The 18,367-nt window shown below is 71.1% G+C and carries 24 protein-coding genes; 11 read left to right on the top strand and 13 right to left on the bottom strand.

What is annotated here, in order from left to right:
- On the bottom strand, positions 1 to 710 hold a 710-nt coding region (locus VGR06_RS31180), incomplete at its 3' end, for an alpha/beta fold hydrolase (RefSeq protein ID WP_327562748.1).
- 47 nt (positions 711 to 757) lie between these two features.
- Between VGR06_RS31180 and VGR06_RS31175 the strand changes: the two genes are divergently transcribed.
- Both VGR06_RS31175 and VGR06_RS31170 read left to right on the top strand, forming a co-directional pair.
- On the top strand, positions 758 to 1,357 hold the full coding sequence (locus VGR06_RS31175) for a TetR/AcrR family transcriptional regulator (protein WP_327562747.1): 600 nt from the start codon (positions 758 to 760) through the stop codon (positions 1,355 to 1,357).
- Positions 1,354 to 1,758 (top strand): hypothetical protein, encoded by a 405-nt coding sequence (locus VGR06_RS31170; protein WP_327562746.1) that lies wholly within the window; start codon positions 1,354 to 1,356, stop codon positions 1,756 to 1,758. The genes VGR06_RS31175 and VGR06_RS31170 overlap by 4 nt, the downstream gene beginning before the upstream one ends.
- Positions 1,759 to 1,852: 94 nt before the next feature.
- On the opposite strand, the gene VGR06_RS31165 is transcribed toward VGR06_RS31170, so the two are convergent.
- From VGR06_RS31165 to VGR06_RS31155, 3 genes are read right to left on the bottom strand one after another with little or no spacing between them, the layout of a single operon-like run.
- A complete protein-coding gene (locus VGR06_RS31165; protein WP_327562745.1) occupies positions 1,853 to 2,539 on the bottom strand; it encodes a response regulator in 687 nt (228 codons plus the stop codon).
- Positions 2,536 to 3,993, bottom strand: coding sequence for a sensor histidine kinase (locus VGR06_RS31160; RefSeq protein WP_327562744.1), 1,458 nt, complete (start codon positions 3,991 to 3,993; stop codon positions 2,536 to 2,538). The genes VGR06_RS31165 and VGR06_RS31160 overlap by 4 nt, the downstream gene beginning before the upstream one ends.
- A gap of 31 nt (positions 3,994 to 4,024) precedes the next feature.
- Positions 4,025 to 6,022 (bottom strand): APC family permease, encoded by a 1,998-nt coding sequence (locus tag VGR06_RS31155; RefSeq protein WP_327562743.1) that lies wholly within the window; start codon positions 6,020 to 6,022, stop codon positions 4,025 to 4,027.
- Between the two features lie 251 nt (positions 6,023 to 6,273).
- Here VGR06_RS31155 and VGR06_RS31150 point away from each other — a divergent pair, with 251 nt between their 5' ends.
- The 3 genes from VGR06_RS31150 to VGR06_RS31140 all read left to right on the top strand — a co-directional run bounded on the left by VGR06_RS31150 (position 6,274) and on the right by VGR06_RS31140 (position 7,536).
- On the top strand, positions 6,274 to 6,780 hold the full coding sequence (locus VGR06_RS31150; protein ID WP_327562742.1) for a hypothetical protein: 507 nt from the start codon (positions 6,274 to 6,276) through the stop codon (positions 6,778 to 6,780).
- 208 nt (positions 6,781 to 6,988) lie between these two features.
- A complete protein-coding gene (locus VGR06_RS31145) occupies positions 6,989 to 7,219 on the top strand; it encodes a potassium-transporting ATPase subunit KdpA (RefSeq protein ID WP_327562741.1) in 231 nt (76 codons plus the stop codon).
- A complete protein-coding gene (locus tag VGR06_RS31140; RefSeq protein ID WP_327562740.1) occupies positions 7,216 to 7,536 on the top strand; it encodes a potassium-transporting ATPase subunit KdpA in 321 nt (106 codons plus the stop codon). The genes VGR06_RS31145 and VGR06_RS31140 overlap by 4 nt, the downstream gene beginning before the upstream one ends.
- A 649-nt stretch (positions 7,537 to 8,185) precedes the next feature.
- Here VGR06_RS31140 and VGR06_RS31135 read toward each other — a convergent pair.
- The 6 genes from VGR06_RS31135 to VGR06_RS31110 form a co-directional block, all read right to left on the bottom strand.
- Positions 8,186 to 8,758, bottom strand: coding sequence for a MarR family winged helix-turn-helix transcriptional regulator (locus tag VGR06_RS31135; protein ID WP_327562739.1), 573 nt, complete (start codon positions 8,756 to 8,758; stop codon positions 8,186 to 8,188).
- Complete coding sequence (locus VGR06_RS31130; protein WP_327562738.1) at positions 8,755 to 9,561, bottom strand: ABC transporter permease subunit; 807 nt, start codon at positions 9,559 to 9,561, stop codon at positions 8,755 to 8,757. The genes VGR06_RS31135 and VGR06_RS31130 overlap by 4 nt, the downstream gene beginning before the upstream one ends.
- A gap of 2 nt (positions 9,562 to 9,563) precedes the next feature.
- Entirely contained in the window at positions 9,564 to 10,562 is a 999-nt protein-coding gene (locus tag VGR06_RS31125; RefSeq protein ID WP_327562737.1) for an ABC transporter ATP-binding protein, read from the bottom strand.
- Between the two features lie 455 nt (positions 10,563 to 11,017).
- A complete protein-coding gene (locus tag VGR06_RS31120) occupies positions 11,018 to 11,308 on the bottom strand; it encodes a hypothetical protein (protein WP_327562736.1) in 291 nt (96 codons plus the stop codon).
- A 734-nt stretch (positions 11,309 to 12,042) separates the two neighbouring features.
- The gene (locus VGR06_RS31115) at positions 12,043 to 12,213 is read right to left on the bottom strand and encodes a hypothetical protein (protein WP_327562735.1); all 171 of its coding nucleotides are present in this window, start codon (positions 12,211 to 12,213) and stop codon (positions 12,043 to 12,045) included.
- A 92-nt stretch (positions 12,214 to 12,305) separates the two neighbouring features.
- The gene (locus VGR06_RS31110; RefSeq protein ID WP_327562734.1) at positions 12,306 to 12,860 is read right to left on the bottom strand and encodes an SRPBCC family protein; all 555 of its coding nucleotides are present in this window, start codon (positions 12,858 to 12,860) and stop codon (positions 12,306 to 12,308) included.
- Between the two features lie 87 nt (positions 12,861 to 12,947).
- On the opposite strand from VGR06_RS31110, the gene VGR06_RS31105 reads away from it, so the two are divergent.
- The gene (locus tag VGR06_RS31105) at positions 12,948 to 13,778 is read left to right on the top strand and encodes a helix-turn-helix transcriptional regulator (protein WP_327562733.1); all 831 of its coding nucleotides are present in this window, start codon (positions 12,948 to 12,950) and stop codon (positions 13,776 to 13,778) included.
- A gap of 188 nt (positions 13,779 to 13,966) precedes the next feature.
- Here VGR06_RS31105 and VGR06_RS31100 read toward each other — a convergent pair whose 3' ends face one another.
- From VGR06_RS31100 to VGR06_RS44090, 3 genes are all read right to left on the bottom strand, one after another.
- On the bottom strand, positions 13,967 to 14,437 hold the full coding sequence (locus VGR06_RS31100) for a hypothetical protein (protein ID WP_327562732.1): 471 nt from the start codon (positions 14,435 to 14,437) through the stop codon (positions 13,967 to 13,969).
- A 224-nt stretch (positions 14,438 to 14,661) separates the two neighbouring features.
- The gene (locus VGR06_RS44095) at positions 14,662 to 15,099 is read right to left on the bottom strand and encodes a hypothetical protein (RefSeq protein ID WP_414637374.1); all 438 of its coding nucleotides are present in this window, start codon (positions 15,097 to 15,099) and stop codon (positions 14,662 to 14,664) included.
- The gene (locus tag VGR06_RS44090; RefSeq protein WP_414637373.1) at positions 15,087 to 15,473 is read right to left on the bottom strand and encodes a hypothetical protein; all 387 of its coding nucleotides are present in this window, start codon (positions 15,471 to 15,473) and stop codon (positions 15,087 to 15,089) included. The genes VGR06_RS44095 and VGR06_RS44090 overlap by 13 nt, the downstream gene beginning before the upstream one ends.
- A 196-nt stretch (positions 15,474 to 15,669) precedes the next feature.
- On the opposite strand from VGR06_RS44090, the gene VGR06_RS31090 reads away from it, so the two are divergent.
- The 5 genes from VGR06_RS31090 to VGR06_RS31070 all read left to right on the top strand — a co-directional run.
- Complete coding sequence (locus VGR06_RS31090) at positions 15,670 to 15,999, top strand: metalloregulator ArsR/SmtB family transcription factor (protein WP_327562731.1); 330 nt, start codon at positions 15,670 to 15,672, stop codon at positions 15,997 to 15,999.
- A complete protein-coding gene (locus VGR06_RS31085) occupies positions 15,999 to 16,697 on the top strand; it encodes a cation transporter (RefSeq protein WP_327562730.1) in 699 nt (232 codons plus the stop codon). Before VGR06_RS31090 ends, VGR06_RS31085 begins: the two co-directional genes overlap by 1 nt.
- A gap of 38 nt (positions 16,698 to 16,735) precedes the next feature.
- Positions 16,736 to 16,879, top strand: a complete 144-nt coding sequence (locus VGR06_RS31080) for a hypothetical protein (RefSeq protein WP_327562729.1) — start codon at positions 16,736 to 16,738, stop codon at positions 16,877 to 16,879.
- A 755-nt stretch (positions 16,880 to 17,634) separates the two neighbouring features.
- Positions 17,635 to 18,063: a hypothetical protein gene (locus VGR06_RS31075; RefSeq protein ID WP_327562728.1), complete on the top strand. Its 429-nt coding sequence runs from the start codon at positions 17,635 to 17,637 to the stop codon at positions 18,061 to 18,063.
- A 77-nt stretch (positions 18,064 to 18,140) separates the two neighbouring features.
- Positions 18,141 to 18,367: hypothetical protein (locus VGR06_RS31070; protein ID WP_327562727.1), on the top strand; the 227-nt coding region annotated here is incomplete at its 3' end.

Raw genomic sequence — 18,367 nt, 5'->3', positions numbered from 1 at the left:
GCGGCGGCCGCGTTGGCGTTGGTGGTGGTCCACATCGGGTCGCTGGTGCCGGTGGTGAGCATTGTTGGCGTGCCGAGGCGGTCCAGCACCGGTGTCAGGTCCGGCCGGCGGAGGCTGAGCCATCGGACCGCCGCATACATGCCGCGGCGGTCGGCCCGGCGGAACGCGTCGGCGACGATCGCGGCGGCCTCGGGGTCGTCGGCCCGAGCGTGCGGCCCGAGCAGCGCGTCGACGAGCGGATTGACCACCGGGCCTGGGCCGGCGACCCGGTAGAGCGCCGCGAGCAGCATGGTTCGCCGCCGGTCGGACGGGCTGAGCGCGTGCACCGGCGCGCCGATCGCGACGAGGCTGCGGCAGCGGTCGGGGTGGGCGGCGGCGAACAGGATGCCGACGTGTCCGCCCCAGGCGTTGCCCAGCCAGTCGACCGGTTCGTCGACGCCGAAGTGGTCGAGGACGTCGACCGCGGCGCCGGCGCAGTCGTCGAGGGTGAACGGCCGGGTGATCGGCGGGTTTGTGCCGTGGCAGGGCCCGTCGACGAGGAGCAGGCGGCGCTCGGCGGCCAGCGGCTGCTCGATCCGGCCCCAGGTGGCGGAGTCCACGAACAGGCTGTGCCACAGCAGGGCGGTCGGGCCGGCGCCGGTCACGCGCACGTTCAGTGGCCCGAGCCGGGTGGCCACGGCGGTGCCGGACGGTTGTGGGTGATGGGCCATGGCGCCCTCCGGGTGCTACAGTTTGGTTGAATGAATGGTTCATCCAAATGATTGGGTTGTCAATGCCGAGGGCCTACTCGATGCAGCGGCGGGCCGGGCAGGTCGCGCAGACCCGCGAGCGCATCGTCGACGCGGCGGTCGAGTTGTTCGCCCAACGGGGGGCGCGGGGAACGACGATGACCGAGGTGGCCCGGGTGGCGGACGTGTCACCGGCGACGGTCACCAACCACTTCGCCACCCCGGACCTGCTCCTCGAGGCAGTGGTGGCCCGCCTGATGGCGGACATCCAGGCACCGGACGCCGGCATCTTCGCCGGCACAAAGTCCCTGGCCGCCCGCATCCGAGCGTTGACCGCGTCGATGTTCGCGTTCTACGAGCGCACCTCACGCTGGTTCGACCTGCTCGGCGCCGAGCTCACCGAGATCCCGGTACTGGCGCGGGCCGAGGCGGATTTCCGGCGGTCGATGCAACGGCTGTATGCCGAAGCCCTCGCCGGTACCGACGACACGGTCCTCGCGAAGACGACGACCGGGCTGGTCCATCCAGCGACCTTCGGCGCGCTCCGGGCAGTCGGCCTGTCCCTCGACGAGGCGACCGCCGCGGTGACCGACTCCCTCACCCACCTGGCCCGGAAGACACCCAGATGAAGATCTTCTACAACACCTGGTACCGGTTCGTGGCTGCCGATAGCCTCGATGAGCTCTCGCACGGACTCTGCCGGCCAGACGCCGTCGGCGCCGCGGGGGCTGTGGGCGAATGTCTGGCCGATCATTTCATCGCCGATGTCAGCCCGGTTGGCATCCGACAGCTCCAGGCGGGCGGCCCGAACCCATACAGTCATGGTGGTCGCATTGAGGCTGCCGTCATCTTCTCGGCCGGGGAAACCGGTCCAGCCGTGCAGGACCCACCACGCCTGTGCGGCCAGGCTTTGCTCGGCGTGGGTGTCGGTGGACTCGCGGCGCGGCTCGTTTTTTGCGCGGTAGGCCCGCTTGACTTGCACGCCGATCGAATGCCGACCAGCCTTCCCGGCGCGCCACATTTTTATTGATACCCAACAGCCGGGTGTCGACCGTCGCTGGGCGGACGACGCAGACAGCGTGACTGTGCGTGGGTTCGGAGTCCTGCGAGGGCGGTGGCTATGTTCAGACTGGTTGTTCGGGCGTGAACCGGTAGCCGATGCCGGGTTCGGTGATCAGGTAGCGGGGGCGGGCGGGGTCGGGTTCGAGTTTGCGGCGCAGGTTGGCCAGGTGGACGCGCAGGTAGGTGGTCTCGGTTTCGTAGGCCGGTCCCCATACCTGCTGCAGGAGTTGCCTCTGGGTGACCAGCTTGCCCGGCTCGTGGATGAGGACTTCCAGCAAGTGCCACTCGGTGGGGGTGAGGCGGACCTCGCCGGTCGGGGTGGTGACACGTTTGTTGGCGAGGTCGACGGTGAACGCGTCGGTACTGACGATGGCGTGTCCGGTGGCCGGGGCGGCGCGGCGCAGGGCGGCGCGCACACGGGCGAGGAGTTCGTCCATGCCGAAGGGCTTGGTGACGTAGTCGTCGGCGCCGGCGTCGAGGGCGTCGACTTTGGCGGGCTCGGCGTGGCGGGCGGACAGCACGATGATCGGGGCGGTGCACCAGCCGCGGAGTCCCTCGACGACGGCGACGCCGTCGATGTCGGGCAGGCCGAGATCGACGATGACCAGGTCGGGTGGGGTGCGGCTGGCGGCGGCCAGGGCGGTGGTGCCGTCGGCGACGGTGGTGACGTCGTAGCCGCGGGCGGACAGGGTGATCCGGAGTGCCCGGAGGAGTTGGGGGTCGTCGTCGACGACAAGGACGCGGGTCACGGGCTGGTTCCTCCGGTCGGCGGGTTTCGTCTGGCCGGTCCGGGATCTGAGTGTCTCGCCGCTTCTTCGGCCGGGGCTGCGGCCGTGGTGGGTGTGGTCGGGATGCGCAGCGTCATGGTCAGCCCTCCGCCGGGCGTTTCGGTTGGTGTGATGGTGCAGCCGATGGCTTCGGTGAAGCCGCGGGCGATGGCCAGGCCGAGGCCGAGGCCGGCGGTGGTGGTTCGGTCGTGTAGGCGTTGGAACGGGGCGAAGATCCGGTCGCGGTCGCCGACGGGTACGCCGGGGCCGTGGTCGATGACGCGCAGTCGCACCTGGTCGCCGTCGGTCTGGCCGTGGAGCCGGATGGGCTGGTCGGGTGGGCTGGCGGCCTGGGCGTTGGCGACGAGGTTGGCCACGACGCGTTCGAGCAGGCCGGGGTCGGCGTGGACCAGGGGTAGGTCGTCGGGGATTTCCACCTCGATGGCGGTGTCGCCGGGCGGGGTGTGCAGGAGGGCTTGGGCGACGACCGCGTCGAGCGCCGTTGGTTGGAGATGGACGCTAAGCACACCGGCCTGCAGGCGGCTCATGGACAGCAGGTTGTCGACGAGGGCGTCGAGCCGGTCGGCTGACTCTTCGATGGTGGCGAGCAGTTCGGCCTGTGCCTGCGGCGGCAGCGCGAGGTCGGGTTGGCGCAGGCTCGATGCGGCGGCCTTAATGCCCGCTAGCGGGGTACGCAGGTCGTGGCCGACGGCGGCGAGCAGCGCGGAGCGGACCCGGTCGATCTCGGCGAGGTCGCGGGCGTGTGCGGCCTGGTCGGCCAGGCGTTGGGCTTCCAGGGTGCGGGCGGCGGTGGTAGCCAGCCGGCCGAGGGCGCGGCGGTCCTCGGCGAAGATCTCCGGCCCCCAGGCGGCCAGGCGCAGTCCGTCGCCGGCCGGGACGGATAGGACCGGCCGGATGGATGGCGGTTGGCCGACGGCGGCGACGGTGTGCTCTCCTGCGGGGCCGCTTTCCAGCAGCGCGACCGCGGTCATGGCGAAGGTGTCGCGGACCTGCTCCAGCAGCCGGGTCAGCGACTGCTCGGCCACCGGCTCGGCGCTCACCCTGGCCAGGAGGGCGGCTTCGGCGGCGCGGCGGGCGGCGCGTTCGCGCTGGCGGGCGGCCACGTCGACGGCGACGCTGATGGCGGCGGCGACCAGGACGTAGACGACGAGCACGATGACGTGGTCGCGGCTTTCCACGACGAAGGTCTGGTACGGCGGGATGAAGAAGAAGTTGACCAGCAGGTCGGCGGCGACGGCGGCGGCCAGGGCCGGCCATACCCCGCCGATGGCGGCGGCGGCGACCACCGGGACCAGGTACAGCAGCGCGACGCTGGCCAGCGACAGGGTTGGGCGGGTCGGGGCGAGCAGCGTGGTGAGCCCGGCCAGCCCGATGGTGGCCGCCGCGAGGCCCCACCAGGCTCGCCACGCCGACACGCCTCGACGGAAACCGGTGTTCACGGTCCTGTCATACGGCGCTGTCCCGGCCGACGGGTTGCGGCTCGGGCAGTTCGGGCTGGCGTTCGTCGGCGCGGCTGGAGGCCATCTGCCAAGGCACGCTGGTGACCATGACGCCGCGTTGAAACAGCAGCCGGGTCTTGAGCCGCAGCGCGCTCTGGTTGTGCAGGATGTGTTCCCACCAGTGCCCAACCACGTACTCGGGGATGTAGATCACCACGAGGCCTCGGGGACTGTCGCGGCGCAGCGAGGCGACGTATTCCAGCACTGGGCTGGTGATGTCGCGATACGGGGCATCCAGTTCGGTCAGCGGGACCGGGATGCCGCGTTCGGCCCACTCGGCCTGCAGCGCACGGACGTCCTCGGGGTTGCTGGCCACGGTCAGGGCGGTGAGCGTGTCGGGCCGGGTCGCCCGCGCGTAGGCCAGGGCCCGCAGGGTGGGCTTGTGCAGCCGGGAGACCAGCACCACGGCGTGGATGCGAGCGGGCAACACCATGCCGCCCGGCTCGGGGGCCAGCTCGTCGGTCACACGCCGGTAGTGCCGCTCGATCGCCTTCATCAGCAGGAAGATCGCCGGCATCGCGATGACCACCAGGTAGGCGCCGTGAACGAACTTGGTGACCAGCACCACGACCAGCACGACGCCGGTGAACACGGCCCCGACGCCGTTGATGGTTCGGGCCCGGTGCAGCCGGCGGCGCACCACCGGGTCGCGTTCGGTGGCCAGTGCCTGGCTCCAGTGCCGGACCATGCCGGTCTGGCTGAGCGTGAACGAGACGAACACCCCGATGATGTACAGCTGGATCAGGCGGCTGGTCGAGGCGTCGAAGGCCCAGATCAGCAGCCCGGCGAGGGCGGCCAGGATGACGATGCCGTTGCTGAACACCAGCCGGTCGCCGCGGCGGCCGAACTGCCGGGGCAGGTATCCGTCCCGGCCGAGGATGGAGGCCAGAACCGGGAACCCGTTGAACGCGGTGTTGGCGGCGAGGATCAGGATCGCCGCGGTGAACCCCTGCACCAGCAGGAAGAACACCGACTGGTAGCCGAACACCGCCCCGGCGACCTGCGCGATCGCGGTGCGCTGCTCGTATCCGGCCGGCGCCCCGACCAGCTGGGCCGGGTCGTCGGCGACCCGCACGCGGGAGATCAGGGCGAGGGCGGTGATGCCGGCGAACATCCCGATCGTCATGGCGCCCATGATGGACAGGGTGTTCGCCGCGTTGCGGCTCTTGGGCGGCTTGAAGTTGGGTACGCCGTTGCTGACCGCCTCCACCCCGGTCAGCGCGGTGCAGCCCTGGGAGAACGCGCGCAGTGCCAGCAGCAGCACCGCCGCACCCGCCACGGAGTGCACGGGGTTGATGCCGAACGACGCCGACTCCGCCCGCGGCGCATCCCCGGTCACCGCCCGGAACGCGCCCCAGCCGATCATCGCGAACACCACCGCCACAAACCCGTACGTGGGAATCGCGAAGACTGTGCCGGACTCCTTGACCCCGCGCAGGTTGACCAGCGCCAGCAGCGCCACGAACCCCAGCGAGATCACCACCGCGACCGGCCGCAGCGTCAGGAACGCCGAGGTGATCGCGTCCACCCCGGCGGCCACCGACACCGCTACGGTGAGCACGTAGTCCACCAGCAACGCGCTGGCGGCGACCAGCGCGGCGTTGCGTCCGAGGTTGGCACGGCTGACCGCGTACGCCCCACCGCCGCCAGGGTAGGCGTAGCAGGTCTGCCGGTATGAGGCCACGACCACGACCAGCAGCACGATCACGACAAGAGCGATCCACGGAGTGAGGAACAGCAGCGCCAGGCCGCCCAGGCTCAATGCCCGCAGGATCTCCTCGGTGGCATAGGCGTTCGACGACAGGGGGTCGGAACAGAACACCGGCAACGCCAGCTTCTTCGGCAACAGCGTCTCGCCCAGCCGCTCGTTGCGCAGTGGCCGCCCGACCAGCAGCCGCTTGGTCCATTTCAGCACCCATCCATGCAACGCCAGGTTCGCCCACACCCGCGGATCTTGACGCCGTCTTAACGCCACCCGGGAAGATCTTGACGCGTTCTTAGCGCCGAGACTCATGAAAGCCCAAGGGCTGTCCAAGCCGACTCCGGGCCGCCCGCGACCGGCGCGCGTAGAAAACGCGTGAAGATTCGGCTCCTGACCGTAGAGAACGCGTTAAGGATTCTGCCCACCCGGCTCCGGCCGGCTTTCACTCGATCCCAGCCGTGGATGGTCCGCGGCCAGGGCGCGAGGAGGCGGGCGTGGCGACGGGCGGTTGGCGGGCGTGGCAGCCACCGGCAGATGACGAGCGCCGCCCGACGGGTCTGGCGGTGGCGGGCGGTGCCGTGGTGGTGGTCGGCGCGGCGGTATTGGCCGCACTGCTCGTCGATACCCCTGGTCCACGGCTCGGCCTGCTCACGGCCACGGTCTTGGTGTTCACCGCGGCGGCCGGCGACGGCAAGGCGGCCATCGGCGTGAGCGCGATGGCCTGGGCGGTGGGCAACGGGTTCCTGATCAACCGGCTCGGTCAGCTGACTTGGCACGGCCGGCTCGACGTCTGGTTCGTCATGGGCCTGTTGTCGGCGGTGTCGGTGGGCATGGTCACCGCCCAGGTCCGCGAAGGCATGCGCAGTCGGCGGCGGTGGCACCCGTTCGTGGCGTTGCTCAACGAGCAGCTCGGGCCCGGGGAGCCCGCGTCGCAGACATGGGCCGGGCGGCCGGGCGACCCAGGGCCGGACGCCGAGCCGGTCGAGGACAAGGAGAGATGAGTGTCGGACCTGGTGTGTGCGCCGTTGACGGTGGCGTTGTTCGCCAGCCTGGCCGTGGCGGTGCGGGCGGTGGAGCGGCTGTGACGGTGGGGAACCTGGTCGGGTCTGGTGCTGGCGGTCGGGTTGACCGCTTTCTCGTGGTGGCCCTGCTGTTCCCGGAGCGTTTCCGCTGAGTCCCGCCGCCGGCGCGCTGTTCGTAGCCTCGCTGGTGGTCGCCCTGGCCGTGGCGTACCGCCCGCTGGGCGACTACATGTACCGGATGTACCGGGTGGGCAGCTCCGCTCGGCATCTGCGTGCCGAGCGGGTCATGTACCGCGTGATCGGGGTCAACCCGGACGGGCAGCAGTCCTGGGTGGTGTACGCGCGTAGCGTGCTGGCGTTCTCGGCGGTGTCGATCCTGTTCCTGTACGCGTTTCTGCGCTTGCAGAACCATCTGTGAATGTCGCTTGGCTGCCGGCGGTGGACCCGGCCGGGGCGTGGAACACCGCGGTCAGCTTCACCACCAACACCAACTGGCAGTGGTACTCCGGCGAGTCGACGATGGGCCATCTGGTGCAGATGGCCGGGCTAGCGGTGCAGAACTTCGCCTCGGCCGCAATCGGCATCGCGGTCGCGGTTGCCCTGGTGCGCGGGTTTGCCCGCGGCCAGACCGGCCAGCTGGGCAACTTCTGGGTCGACCTGGTCCGCATCGTGGTCCGTGCGATTTTCCCGTACGAGGGTCCGGGCGACACAGACGCCGCGCTGCCAGCGACCTGACGAACCGCACCGCATCCCCGGGCGTCCCCCATCCCGCACGCGCATGCTCGACCTGCGGCGGGCGATGTCCGCTACGGCAGGTGATCACCAGCCGCCGCCCACCGGGTACCACCTCGACCACGTCATCCACCGGCACCGTCATCCGGTGCCGGCCCCAGCCCTGCACCACCAGCAGCAGTGCCGGACCCGCCGCATCCGGGGCCGTGATCACGTCCTCGACCACGCCCACCGCGCGACCACAGTCGTCGTCGACCAGGAAGTCGTGGCAGCTGGCCAGCACGTCAGTCAGGGCGGGCAGCCCCGGATCGACGTCCACCACCCACTGCCACACCCGGCCGTGTCCGGTCAGCGGGTCACTGCGCAGCCACAGCCCCACAACCCGTTCGAACGCTATCCAGCTGTCCACGCCGTGCCCCCGGCGCACACGCACCCGCAGCTCCACCGGCGGAAAACCGAACACACCTTCGACTGTCGCCACCCCGACCGGCGGCCACCATCGGGTCGCGGATGCAAACCCGGGGTGTTGCCCACCCCATGTCCGGACCGACATGGCCGGTGGTCTCGCCGCCGCCGTGGGGATTCCCTGACCGGGAGCTTGAGCCGGGCGGACCGGGCCGGGTATACGCCGCGACTGGGTGGATTCGGGCGATTATCCGTCCTGGTCGGTGTCGGTCCAGCCGAGCCACCATTCGGTCTCGGGTGGCTCGCCAGCCGCGGTGGCGAAGGTGCGCAGCGCCGTGGTGAGGGGTTCGTGCCAGGTGGCGGGCATGGCGGCGACGATGCGGGTGAGTTCGTCGCGGCGCCGTTGGGTGACCTGTTCGACGAGGGCGCGGCCGGCTGGCGTGAGCCTCAACTGTACGGCGCGCCGGTCGGTGGAGGATCGGCTGCGGCGGGCGAGTCCCTTGCGGACGAGGCGGTCGCACATGCGGGTCCCGGTGGACGGGTTGACGCCCAGTTCGGTGGCGATGTCGACGACGCGTTGCGGTCCGCGGGTGGCCACGACGACCAGGGCCCGGTACTGGGGCAGGGTGACGTCGGCGTCGAGGTCGGCCAGTGACCGGGCGGCCAGGCCGACCAGGGCACGGCTGGCGGCCAGCAGCGCCTCGACGACGTCTGCGCCGGTGTGTGGTGTCGAGGGTGCCGTGACCGGACCCGGTTGCCCGTCGTCGTTGCTGCCGGGTGCGGTGTGGGCACTGGTCTTCGGCGTGGCGGTCGGGGTCATCCGTGCAGGTCCCGGTGGGCGAGTCTGGGCAGGCTGGCCGCGACGAGCAGCACGGTCAGGGCGATGGGTGGTGCCCACGCCTGCCAGGTCAGCCCGTGGCGTAGCGGGTCGGCGGCCAGCAGCCAGTGCCAGGGGTTGCCGGCGCGCAGCGGCCGCAGTGCGGGAACCTGGTGGGCGAGCCCTTCGACGGCGTAGCCGGCGACGGCCAGCGCGGACGCGGTAGCCAGGGCGGCAGGCCGCCTGCCGGTGGCCGCGCCGACCGCGAACGCCACGGCGGCGAAGGCCAGGGCGAGCAGCGCCGCGGCGACGGTGGCTGCGGCCAGCCGCCCGGCGGTCAAGCCCTTGTCGAGGCCGGTGACGGGGGCCAGCGCGATCAGCGTGGCGGCGCTGACCGCGGTCAGAACGGCGAGCAGGGTCAGCAGGGCGGCGAGGCGGGCCAGCGCGACGCGGACCCGGCTGATCGGGTTGGCGACCAGCAGCTCCAGCGTGCCGGCGGCCTCGTCGCCGGCGATCGTCCAGGCGGCCATGCCGACAGCGAAGATCAGGAGCATCACGGGCAGGATGTTGGCGAAGAACTGGCTGTTGAGGTAGCCGGCCGGTGAGGTGAGCAGGTTGCCGTTGCCCAGTCCGAGCAGGTTCTCGACGCCGGGGGGCAGGTTGGCGAAGGTGCGGTCGAGTTCGCTGTTGCCGCGCACCGTCGGGTAGGCGGCAGCGAGCAGCGCGGCGAGACCGGCCAGCCCGATGCTCCACCACAGCAGGCTGGTGCGGCGGCGGCGCAGCGCCTGGGACACGACGCTGTACACGGTCAGTGCACCTCCATCGACTGGTCGGACCGTTGGTAGAGGGACACGAACAGGTCTTCCAGGTCGTCGCCGGCCGGGTTGACCCGCAGCAGCGTGCCGGCCTCGGTCGCGGCACGCAGGGCCGGCCCGACCGGGCCGTCGACGGCCAGGGTGGCGATACGCCCGTCCACGTCAGCGGCCACGACGCCAGGCACCCGGTCGAACAGGTGCGCGGGTGCCGGGTCAGCGAAGCGCAGTTCGAGGTGGCGGCGGGTGCGGTCAAGCAGGTCGCCGACGGTGGACTCGGTGACCAGCTTCCCGGCCCGGACAATGGCCACCCGGTCGGCGATGCGTTCGACCTCGGGCAGCACGTGCGAGGAGAACAGCACCGCCGCACCCCGCTCGGCGGCCTGGCGGACCAGGGCCAGGAACTCCCGCTGCACCAGCGGGTCCAGCCCGGTGCTCGGCTCGTCGAGGATCAGGACCTCGGGGTCGTGCTGCAGCGCCTGCACGATGCCGACCTTCTGCCGGTTCCCCTTGGACAGCGCGCCGAACGGCCGGGACGGGTCCAACCCCAGCCGCTGCACCAGCCCCTCGACCCGGGCCGCGTCGACGCCGCCGCGCAGCCGCCCGAACCAGGCGAACAGCTGGGCACCGGTCATCGCCGGGTCGACCCGCAGATCGCCCGGCAGGTAACCGACCCGACGGCGCAACGCCACATCCCGGGCCAGTGACCCGCCCAGCACCGAGCACCGCCCTGCCGTGGGACGCAGCGCGCCGATCAGCATCCGCATCGTGGTGGTCTTGCCCGCCCCGTTCGGGCCCAGGAACCCGACGATCTCGCCACCGGCAACAGTCAAGCTCAGCTCCGACACCGCGGTGACGGCCGGGAAGCGCTTGGTCAACCCGTCACAGACGATGACCGGTGCGCTCATCCTTGCCTCCCCGACGACAACCGCAGCACCGCCGTCGACGGCCAGGCGGCCGCCAGCCAGCGCGGAGATCCAGCCCGTCAAACGCATCCGCAGACCGTGAACACGTGGACTGGCCTCGCATCGCTGACCCTAGCGCTAAACGTGCACTATGCAAACATAGCGCTATGCACGAAAGCAAGGCACCTGATGAGGAGCGCGTGCCGCGCAACCACCGGGCGGTCAGTGCGGCGGCGTTCACGCCGGCGTGGGCGATCCCACTCGCGACGGCGATCGAGGATCGTGTGATCGCCTTCGCGAGCTCTCATGATCGCGACGTGGTGGGTCGCCGCCGTCGGTCAGCAGCTGCCGGGTGCCGGGTGCCGACGTGATGACGGCCACGCCGACACGCTGCGCGCCCCGGGCCGGTCGACCCCGCGCGGTACTCCGTGGACTCGTGCGCAAGACCCCGGTGAGCACACGACCCTGGCGCGTTGGGCGAATTTCTGCGGCGGTCAGGGTTGGTCAGGAGCAGCTTCAACGCGTCAACGGGTTTGACGCGGGTGCTACGCGGTGACGACTACCGGACGGTGACCTTGAGCGGGCGCTACCAGGATGATGACGTCGGAGTCCTGCGCGGTGGCGTACTCCAGCTTCCTGGGTGTCTGGTCGGTGATGTCGATGCCCACCTCGCGCATGGCTTGGATGGCGACCGGGTTGATGGTCTCGGCGGGTTCGGAGCCGGCGGAGCGGATCTCGACCCGGTCACCGGCAAGGTGGCGCAGCCAGCCGGCGGCCATCTGGGAGCGGCCGACGTTGTGCACGCAGACGAACAGCACGCTGGGCTTGTCGGACACGGCAGACTCTCCTGATCACGATGGTCGGTGGTGCGCCCGCTCGGCCCGAGCGGCGCACACGTCCAGTGTGGACGCACGCGCCGGGGGCGCCGGAACGGGTGGGCGAGCTTCACGGTGGCGTGCCGGCGCGGCGCGCCGGCCGGGCGGTGTCGCCGGTCGGGCCCGGATGCTCGGCGGCGTCGATCGTGGTCTCGTGCGCCAAGGACCTCGTCGGCAACCCGCGCCACCCCCGGGTAGAGCACAACCAACAGCCCCACCGCGAGGACCCCGCCGACGATCTGCGCGACGACGGAGCCGGGTACGGAGGTAGGGGCGATGCCGGCGAAGGTGTCGGTGAACGCCCGGCCGATGGTCACGGCGGGGTTGGCGAAGCTGGTGGAGCTGGTGAACCAGTACGCCGCGCCGATGTAGGCGCCGCCCGCGGCCGGCGCCACCGGCGCGCGGCCGGAGCGGGCCAGGGCGAAGATGAGCAAGACCAGCCCGGCGGTGGCGACGACCCTCGCCGAGCCACAGGTGGCCGGCGGCCCGGTCTTTGCTGGAGAAGTCGACGGCGGGCAGGGCGAACATGAGGTTGGCCAGGACCGCCCTGGCGACGGCCCCGACGGTCTGCGCGGCCGCACATCCGGCGAGGTCCCGGCCGGTGAGCCCGGTGCGGGTACGCCGGTCGAGGAACCAGTCCGCGGCCGAGACGACCGGGTTGAGGTGCACCCCGGACACCGGCCCGAAGATCAGGATCAGCGCGCCGAGCGCGAACGCGGTCGCGACAGAGTTTCCAGCAACTGCAGACCGATGTCGTGCGGCGACAACCGGGCGGCCATGACCCCGGAGCCGACCACGGCGGTGACCAGCAGGGCGGTGCCGCAGAACTCGGCGAGGAAACGCCGCCACGGCGCGTGGTGGGCCATCCGCGGCACCGTGCGGGGGCATGATCGACGGGGAGGTGGTCGTGGCCGCCGCCAGGGGTCCGCGACGAGGTGCGTCTGTCGGTCGGCCCCGGCTACCTCGTCGTGATTCTGGCGGCGGCGCGGCGCTGCTGGCGTTGCTTGCGGGGTGACGGCTGGCCGGTTTGGAGGTAGTGCCGTAGGTCCTCGGTGAGGTGGCGGCTGCTGCGGCGGGTCTGGGTGAGGATGGCCCAGCGGCCGAGTAGCCCGAGCAGGCCGCGGGTGTCGAACCGGGCGCGCAGACTGACCCGGCTGCGGTGTGCGTCGATCGCGGTGACGGTCCAGGTGTTGCGGGCCAGGGTCACGAACGGCGGCATGCCGCTGGCCTGATAGGTGAGCGTGCGGTTGGCGTCGTCGTAGGCGATGAGGGTTTCGGTGACCTGCGGGACGAGCCGGATGCCGGTCTGGCAGACCCGGCCGGCGACGGGGGCGTCGGTTGCGGCCGCCGCGATCGGCAGTGCCGAATCCGCGGCGGCCGGGGCGTCGGGGATGGCGGTGGAGTGGATGATCGCGGTGGCCCAGTCGCCGATCCGGTCGAACCGGCGGCCGATGACCTCCCATATCTGTTCGGCGGGCGCGGTGATGATCAAGTCGGTGGACAGTTCTGGCATACCGCGAGGGTGGCCGGCCAGTCGCGGCGACGCGATTCCCGCCGAGGGAATCGTCGTATGGTGGCCCGGCTGCGATACTCGGCCTCCATGACCACTCAGGCCAGCCCGTTCGGCGCCCGGCTGCGGCAGTGGCGCCAGCACCGCGGGCTGAGCCAGCTCAGCCTCGCCGGGCAGGTCGGCTCGACCGGGCGGCACATCTCGTTCCTGGAAACCGGGCGGTCACGGCCCAGCCGGCAGATGGTGCTGCGGCTGGCCGACATCCTCGGCATCGGGCTGCGCGACACCAACGACCTGTTGCACGCCGCCGGGTTGCCGGCCGACTATCCGACGGCCGGGCTGGACAGCTCCGATCTCGCCCCGTACCGCGCCGCGGTGGACCGGATGCTGGCCGCGCACGAGCCGTACCCGGGAATGGTCCTCGACCGGCACTGGACCGTCGTCGCCGCCAACCGCCCGTGCCAGGCGCTGTTCGGCCCGACCGTCGTCGGCATCAACTTCGTCCGGGACGCGCTGACCAACCCCGCCAACGCCCAGGCCATCGTCAACTGGCCCGAGGTCGCCTGGGCCGGTCTGGATCGGCTCCGCAACCACCAACGCCGTCGCCCGTTCGACCCGGAACTCGCGCAGCTCGTCACCGTGGCCGAGGCCGCCCTGGCCAGCGTGTCGCGTCCGGAGCCGGCCGCCCCGCACCTGCTGGTCTGCCCGTGGTTCCGCATCGGCGACCAGGTCATCCGCACGATCGCCATGGTCGCCCAGTTTGACCATCCGGCCGAAACCACCCTCGACGAACTCCGTGTCGAGTTGATGTACCCGATGGACGACACCGCCGAACGGTTCTTCCGACGCATGTCAGGCCACACGGATGGCACCGCCGCAACGGCCGCTCGCGACCAGAGCGACCAGACACGGCCGCAATGACATCCGACGCCGCACCTGCTCGTGAACCGCCACGCCGGCGGCAAGGTCGCCCCAACTACCGCTGGTGGCGTCCGTCAGCGGCAACCCCGACCAAACCCGGGCGACGACCAACCGCGCGCCCAGCCGGCGCCCGACACGAGCCGGTCCCGCCGCGACGGTCAGCGGCGCCCACCCCAGCATGGCCAGTGTCACGAGCAGCGGCATGCGGACTTCCTCTCTCGCCTGTCGGCGGCGGTCAGGTGGTCTGGTCGGCGCCGCGCCACCAGGCGGCCATGGCGGCGGCGCCGGCCGCACCGACCGCGATGACCAGGAGGTAGCCGACCGGGCTCGGGGCCGGCTGATCCGGGCCGGCGACGCCGCTCAAGATCGCGGGCAGACCACGGGAAGTACTGGCCGTAGCCGAGCGCCGCGATGACCTGGGTGACGAATACGGTGCCGAGCATGACCCCGACCGCGGCGAGATACCCCCGGCCCACGCTGGCGGCCAGCGCGAACGGGGCGACCAGCAGCACGACCATCGCCGCGCAGGCGAGCAGCACGCCCAGCCCGCGCCCGGCGGTCGCCGCCGACCAGCCGGGCAGCCGCAGGGCCGTGCCGATGGCCAGGCCGAGCAGGTACGTCTGGAGGGCCAGCGGCAGGCACCACGCCCCGGTGACCACGAACTTCGCGGCGACGACCGTAGTGCGCGGGGTAGGTCGGCCAGTCGGCGGTCCCGTTCAGCAGTTGGGCCTTGGTGCCGAGCAGTCCCAGCCGGCGGGCCCGGCAGGGGTCGGACAGGATGAACATGAACAGCCCACCGACCCCGGCCGCGACCGTGAATGCCAGCACGCTCACCCAGGGCAGTCGCGATCGGCGGATCTTCACCAGCTTGGCCCACAGCGCGTCACGCATCGCCGTCCTCCTCGGTCCACGCAACCGCGTTGCGCAGGTGGAACTGCACGGCCTGGCGGGTGAACCGGGCCCAGTCCCGCGGTGTGGTGTCCACAATGGAGCACATCGCGTCCAGCACGGCACCGTTCGCCGGCTCCAACCCGGAGATCGGGCCGGGATGGCCCTGCTCGGCGGCCCGCACGTGCCCGGACACCCCGACACAGGCCAGCAGATCTGCGCCGACCTGCCCGCGCAGAAACGTCTCGTCGACGGTGTCGGCGACCTTGTTGCCCACCACCGACACCGCCACCTTGTAGTCGGCGGCGTACTCCAGGTACTGCCGGTACACACCGACCGCCCGAACCGTGGGCTCGCAGACGATGAACGTGCGGTCGAAGCGGGTGAACAGGCCGGAGGCGAACGCGTCCGCACCGGCGGTCATGTCGACCATGACGTACTCGTCGTCGGCTCGACGAGGTGGTTGAGGATAAGCTCGACCGCGCCGACCTTCGAGTGGTAGCAGGACACCCCGAGATCGGACTCGGCGAACCCGCCGGTGGCGGCCAGCCGCACCTCGTCCACGGTGCGCACACAGCGGCGCCAGATCGGGTTGTCCTCGGTCACCCGCAGCAACCGCGAGCCTCGCCCGGGTGGGGTGGTCTTGACCATCGCCGCCGCCGAGGAGGTCCGCGGGTTGTCGCCGCGCAGGTACTCTTTGATCTGGTCCAGGTGCTCACCCAGGGTAGGCTGCAGCGCCGCCTCGTCGGCATCCTCCCCCAGTGCCGCGGCCAGGTGCCGGTTGATGTCCGCGTCCAGCGCCGGCACGGCCCTGCCCCGCGCCGCCAGGTGCCGGGCATTTTCATTAGCGGCGTCAAGACGCGGCTCGGCGAGTCGCCCGATCTCCCGGCGTGTCGGCGCCCGCCGAGCGGGTGTCCGGCCAGCGCACTGTCCTTGCGCGTCTCGGCCGAAGCACGTGAGTACACCTACCGCTGAATACATCATTCGGTGTACTGTCGGCCAGGTGGGGACGTTGACGTACGGTCAGGTGCTGGCCCGCTTCGGGCACGCCTTGTCCGACGCCACCCGGGCGCGGGTGCTGCTGGCGCTGCGGGACGCGCCGGGCTACCCGGCGGACCTGGCCGATCTGCTCGGCGTGTCCCGGCAGAGCTTGTCCAACCATCTGGCCTGCCTGCGCGGCTGCGGCCTGGTCGTCGCCGTCCCGCAGGGCCGGCGCACCCGATACGAACTGGCCGACCCTCGGCTCGGCCACGCGCTCGGCGACCTGCTGGGAGTGGTCCTCGCTGTCGAGGCGTCCACGTGCCCCGCCGACGTCAGCGGCGAGTGCCGCTGATGGCCACCGAATCGGTGCCGATCGCGCCCGCCCTCGCACGGCGGGCCGCGCTCCAGCGCCGGGTGCGGTGGCTGGTCGCCGCCACGATCGGCTACAACCTGGTCGAGGCCGCCGCCGCGATCACCGCCGGTGCTGTCGCGTCGTCGACCGCGTTGCTCGGTTTCGGGCTGGACTCGCTCATCGAGGTCTCCTCCGCCGCGGCAGTGGCCTGGCAGTTCACCAGTCGTGACCCGCAGCGCCGCGAGCAGACCACCCTGCGCATCATCGCCGTATCGTTCTTCGCCCTGGCCGGCTACGTCGCGGTGCAAGCCGCGCGTGCCCTGGCCGGGCATGGCGAGGCGCGCCCCTCCACCGTCGGCCTGGCGCTGGCCGGATGCTCGCTGCTGGTCATGCCGGTCCTGTCGTACCTGCAGCGCCGCGCCGGTCGAGAACTGGGCTCCCGCACCGCGGTCGCCGACTCCAAACAGACGCTGCTGTGCACCTACCTGTCCGCGGTCCTGCTAGCCGGGCTCGCCGTCAACGCCCTGTTCGGGTGGTCCTGGGCCGACCCGATCGCGGCCCTCGCCATCGCCGCCGTAGCCGCCCGGGAAGGCCGCCAAGCATGGCGCGGGGAAACCTGCTGCTCCGCACCGGCCATCGGCCTCCAGCCGGCGGCCGATGACTGCGGCTGCGCTCCCGGCTGCCAGTGCTGCACCTGACCTGGCCCCGCAGGGAAGACGCTCGCGGTCGGGTCAGCTTGCCGGTCGGCCTCGGCGACGTGATCAGCGGCGCGCTGTGCCTCGACACCAAGCCGCCAGGCCGGGCGACCTACGTCCTCGCCAACCAGACTAAATCGCAGACGATGAACCTCTCGGTCGACACCGGGTTTCCCCGGCTGTGACCATCAAACGCGGGCGTCACCCGTGGAGACCTCCCACAAGTCCACTCATTGGCCCGCTTCGGAGCCGTCTACTTCGACGAGATCAGCGCGCAACACGACGAGTGGCTCGGCGGGCCGTCGCCGGGGTCAGCGGTCCAGCAGCTGGCCTCAGCGATCGCCGTCAGCTACCTGAAAGCGGCGGCCGCACCCGGCAAGCCGCGTCACATCGAACGGCCGCCTGGTGTGCTCCGTGTGTGCTCGGACGCCGCGAACAGGACGGCACTATTCGGAATAGCCGGCGTAGAATTGCGCTATGAGTCCGGACGAAATGCCTGCCGAACGGACTGGCCGGCACTATACGAATTGGCCGACATCAATAGCAGCGGACTCTTAATCCGCGGGTTGTAGGTTCGAGTCCTACGCGGCGCACCCGTGATCAAGGCTCTGACCTGGCGATTCTCGCCGGATCAGAGCCCTTTTCATGTCTATAGTGGACGGTGTGTGCTCGTCGTGTGCTCGGGAGCCGACGGACGGATTCGATACTGGGCGGACCAGACGGACTGAACGGCACCATGATGCGCTGGCGGCGGCGCACACCGAAGATCGTTACTGGCAGGTTGTGCTTGCCGCAGTGTCGGCGTGTCCGCAGCCGATCATTGGGGTTTGCCGGACATCGTGAGTGGTGTGGACTTGATTGCTCGCGTTGAGCGTGCCCTGATCGAGCCGGGGTTGGATCCGGGCGATTTCGAGCGGTGTGCCGTGGCGCTGCTTCAGCGGTGTACCCGGGCCTGTCCGCCGTGGACGGCGGCCATGATTTCGGCCGTGATGCGGACATCTATTTCCCCCTCGACAGTGCGGCCGCTGGGTTGCTGCGGCGCGGCAGGCTGCTGGCCACGACGGGTGATGCGCGCGCGGATGTGGCCCGGGCGCTTGCCCGCATGCGGGAGGAGGGGTTGTCGGTCGGCCTGCTTGTCGTCGCGGCCAGTCGCCCGCTGTCGGCCAGGCAGCGCCGGTCGATCGAGCAGCTCGCCGCTGATCACGGTGTCGGGGACATCCAGTTCTACACGCGGGACTGGTTCGTCGGGCGGCTGTTGAAAGAGCCGGTGTGGCGCCGGCGGCTGCTGGGCATCGGCGGTCAGCTGGCCGCCCTCGTGGCCCGGCCGATCTCGCTGCTGCAGCAACCTCGCCCGGGGCGGAGCTGGTAGCGCGCCAGGACGTCCTGCGGTCGCTACGTGATCTGGTAGAGCGGGAGCGGGACCTGGTGTTGGTGGGACCGCCGGGGATGGGCAAGACACGCGTGTGCGCGGAGGTCGGCGATGGCGTGCTGTTTGTTGAGCCCGCCGATGAGGGCCGGCTGCTCGACGACCTGCGCGAGTTGGAGCCGCGGGTCGTCGTGGTGGACGACGCTCACGACCGTGCCCGGGAGCTGACGGTGCTCCAGCGGGCCCGGGTGGAGGAAGGGCTGCGATTCGTCATCGTTGCGGTCACCTGGTCCGACCAGGCCGACGC

This window comes from Actinophytocola sp., from assembly GCF_036002505.1.
GTDB lineage: Bacteria > Actinomycetota > Actinomycetes > Mycobacteriales > Pseudonocardiaceae > DASYTH01.
This window is presented reverse-complemented; position numbering and strand designations above follow the sequence as displayed.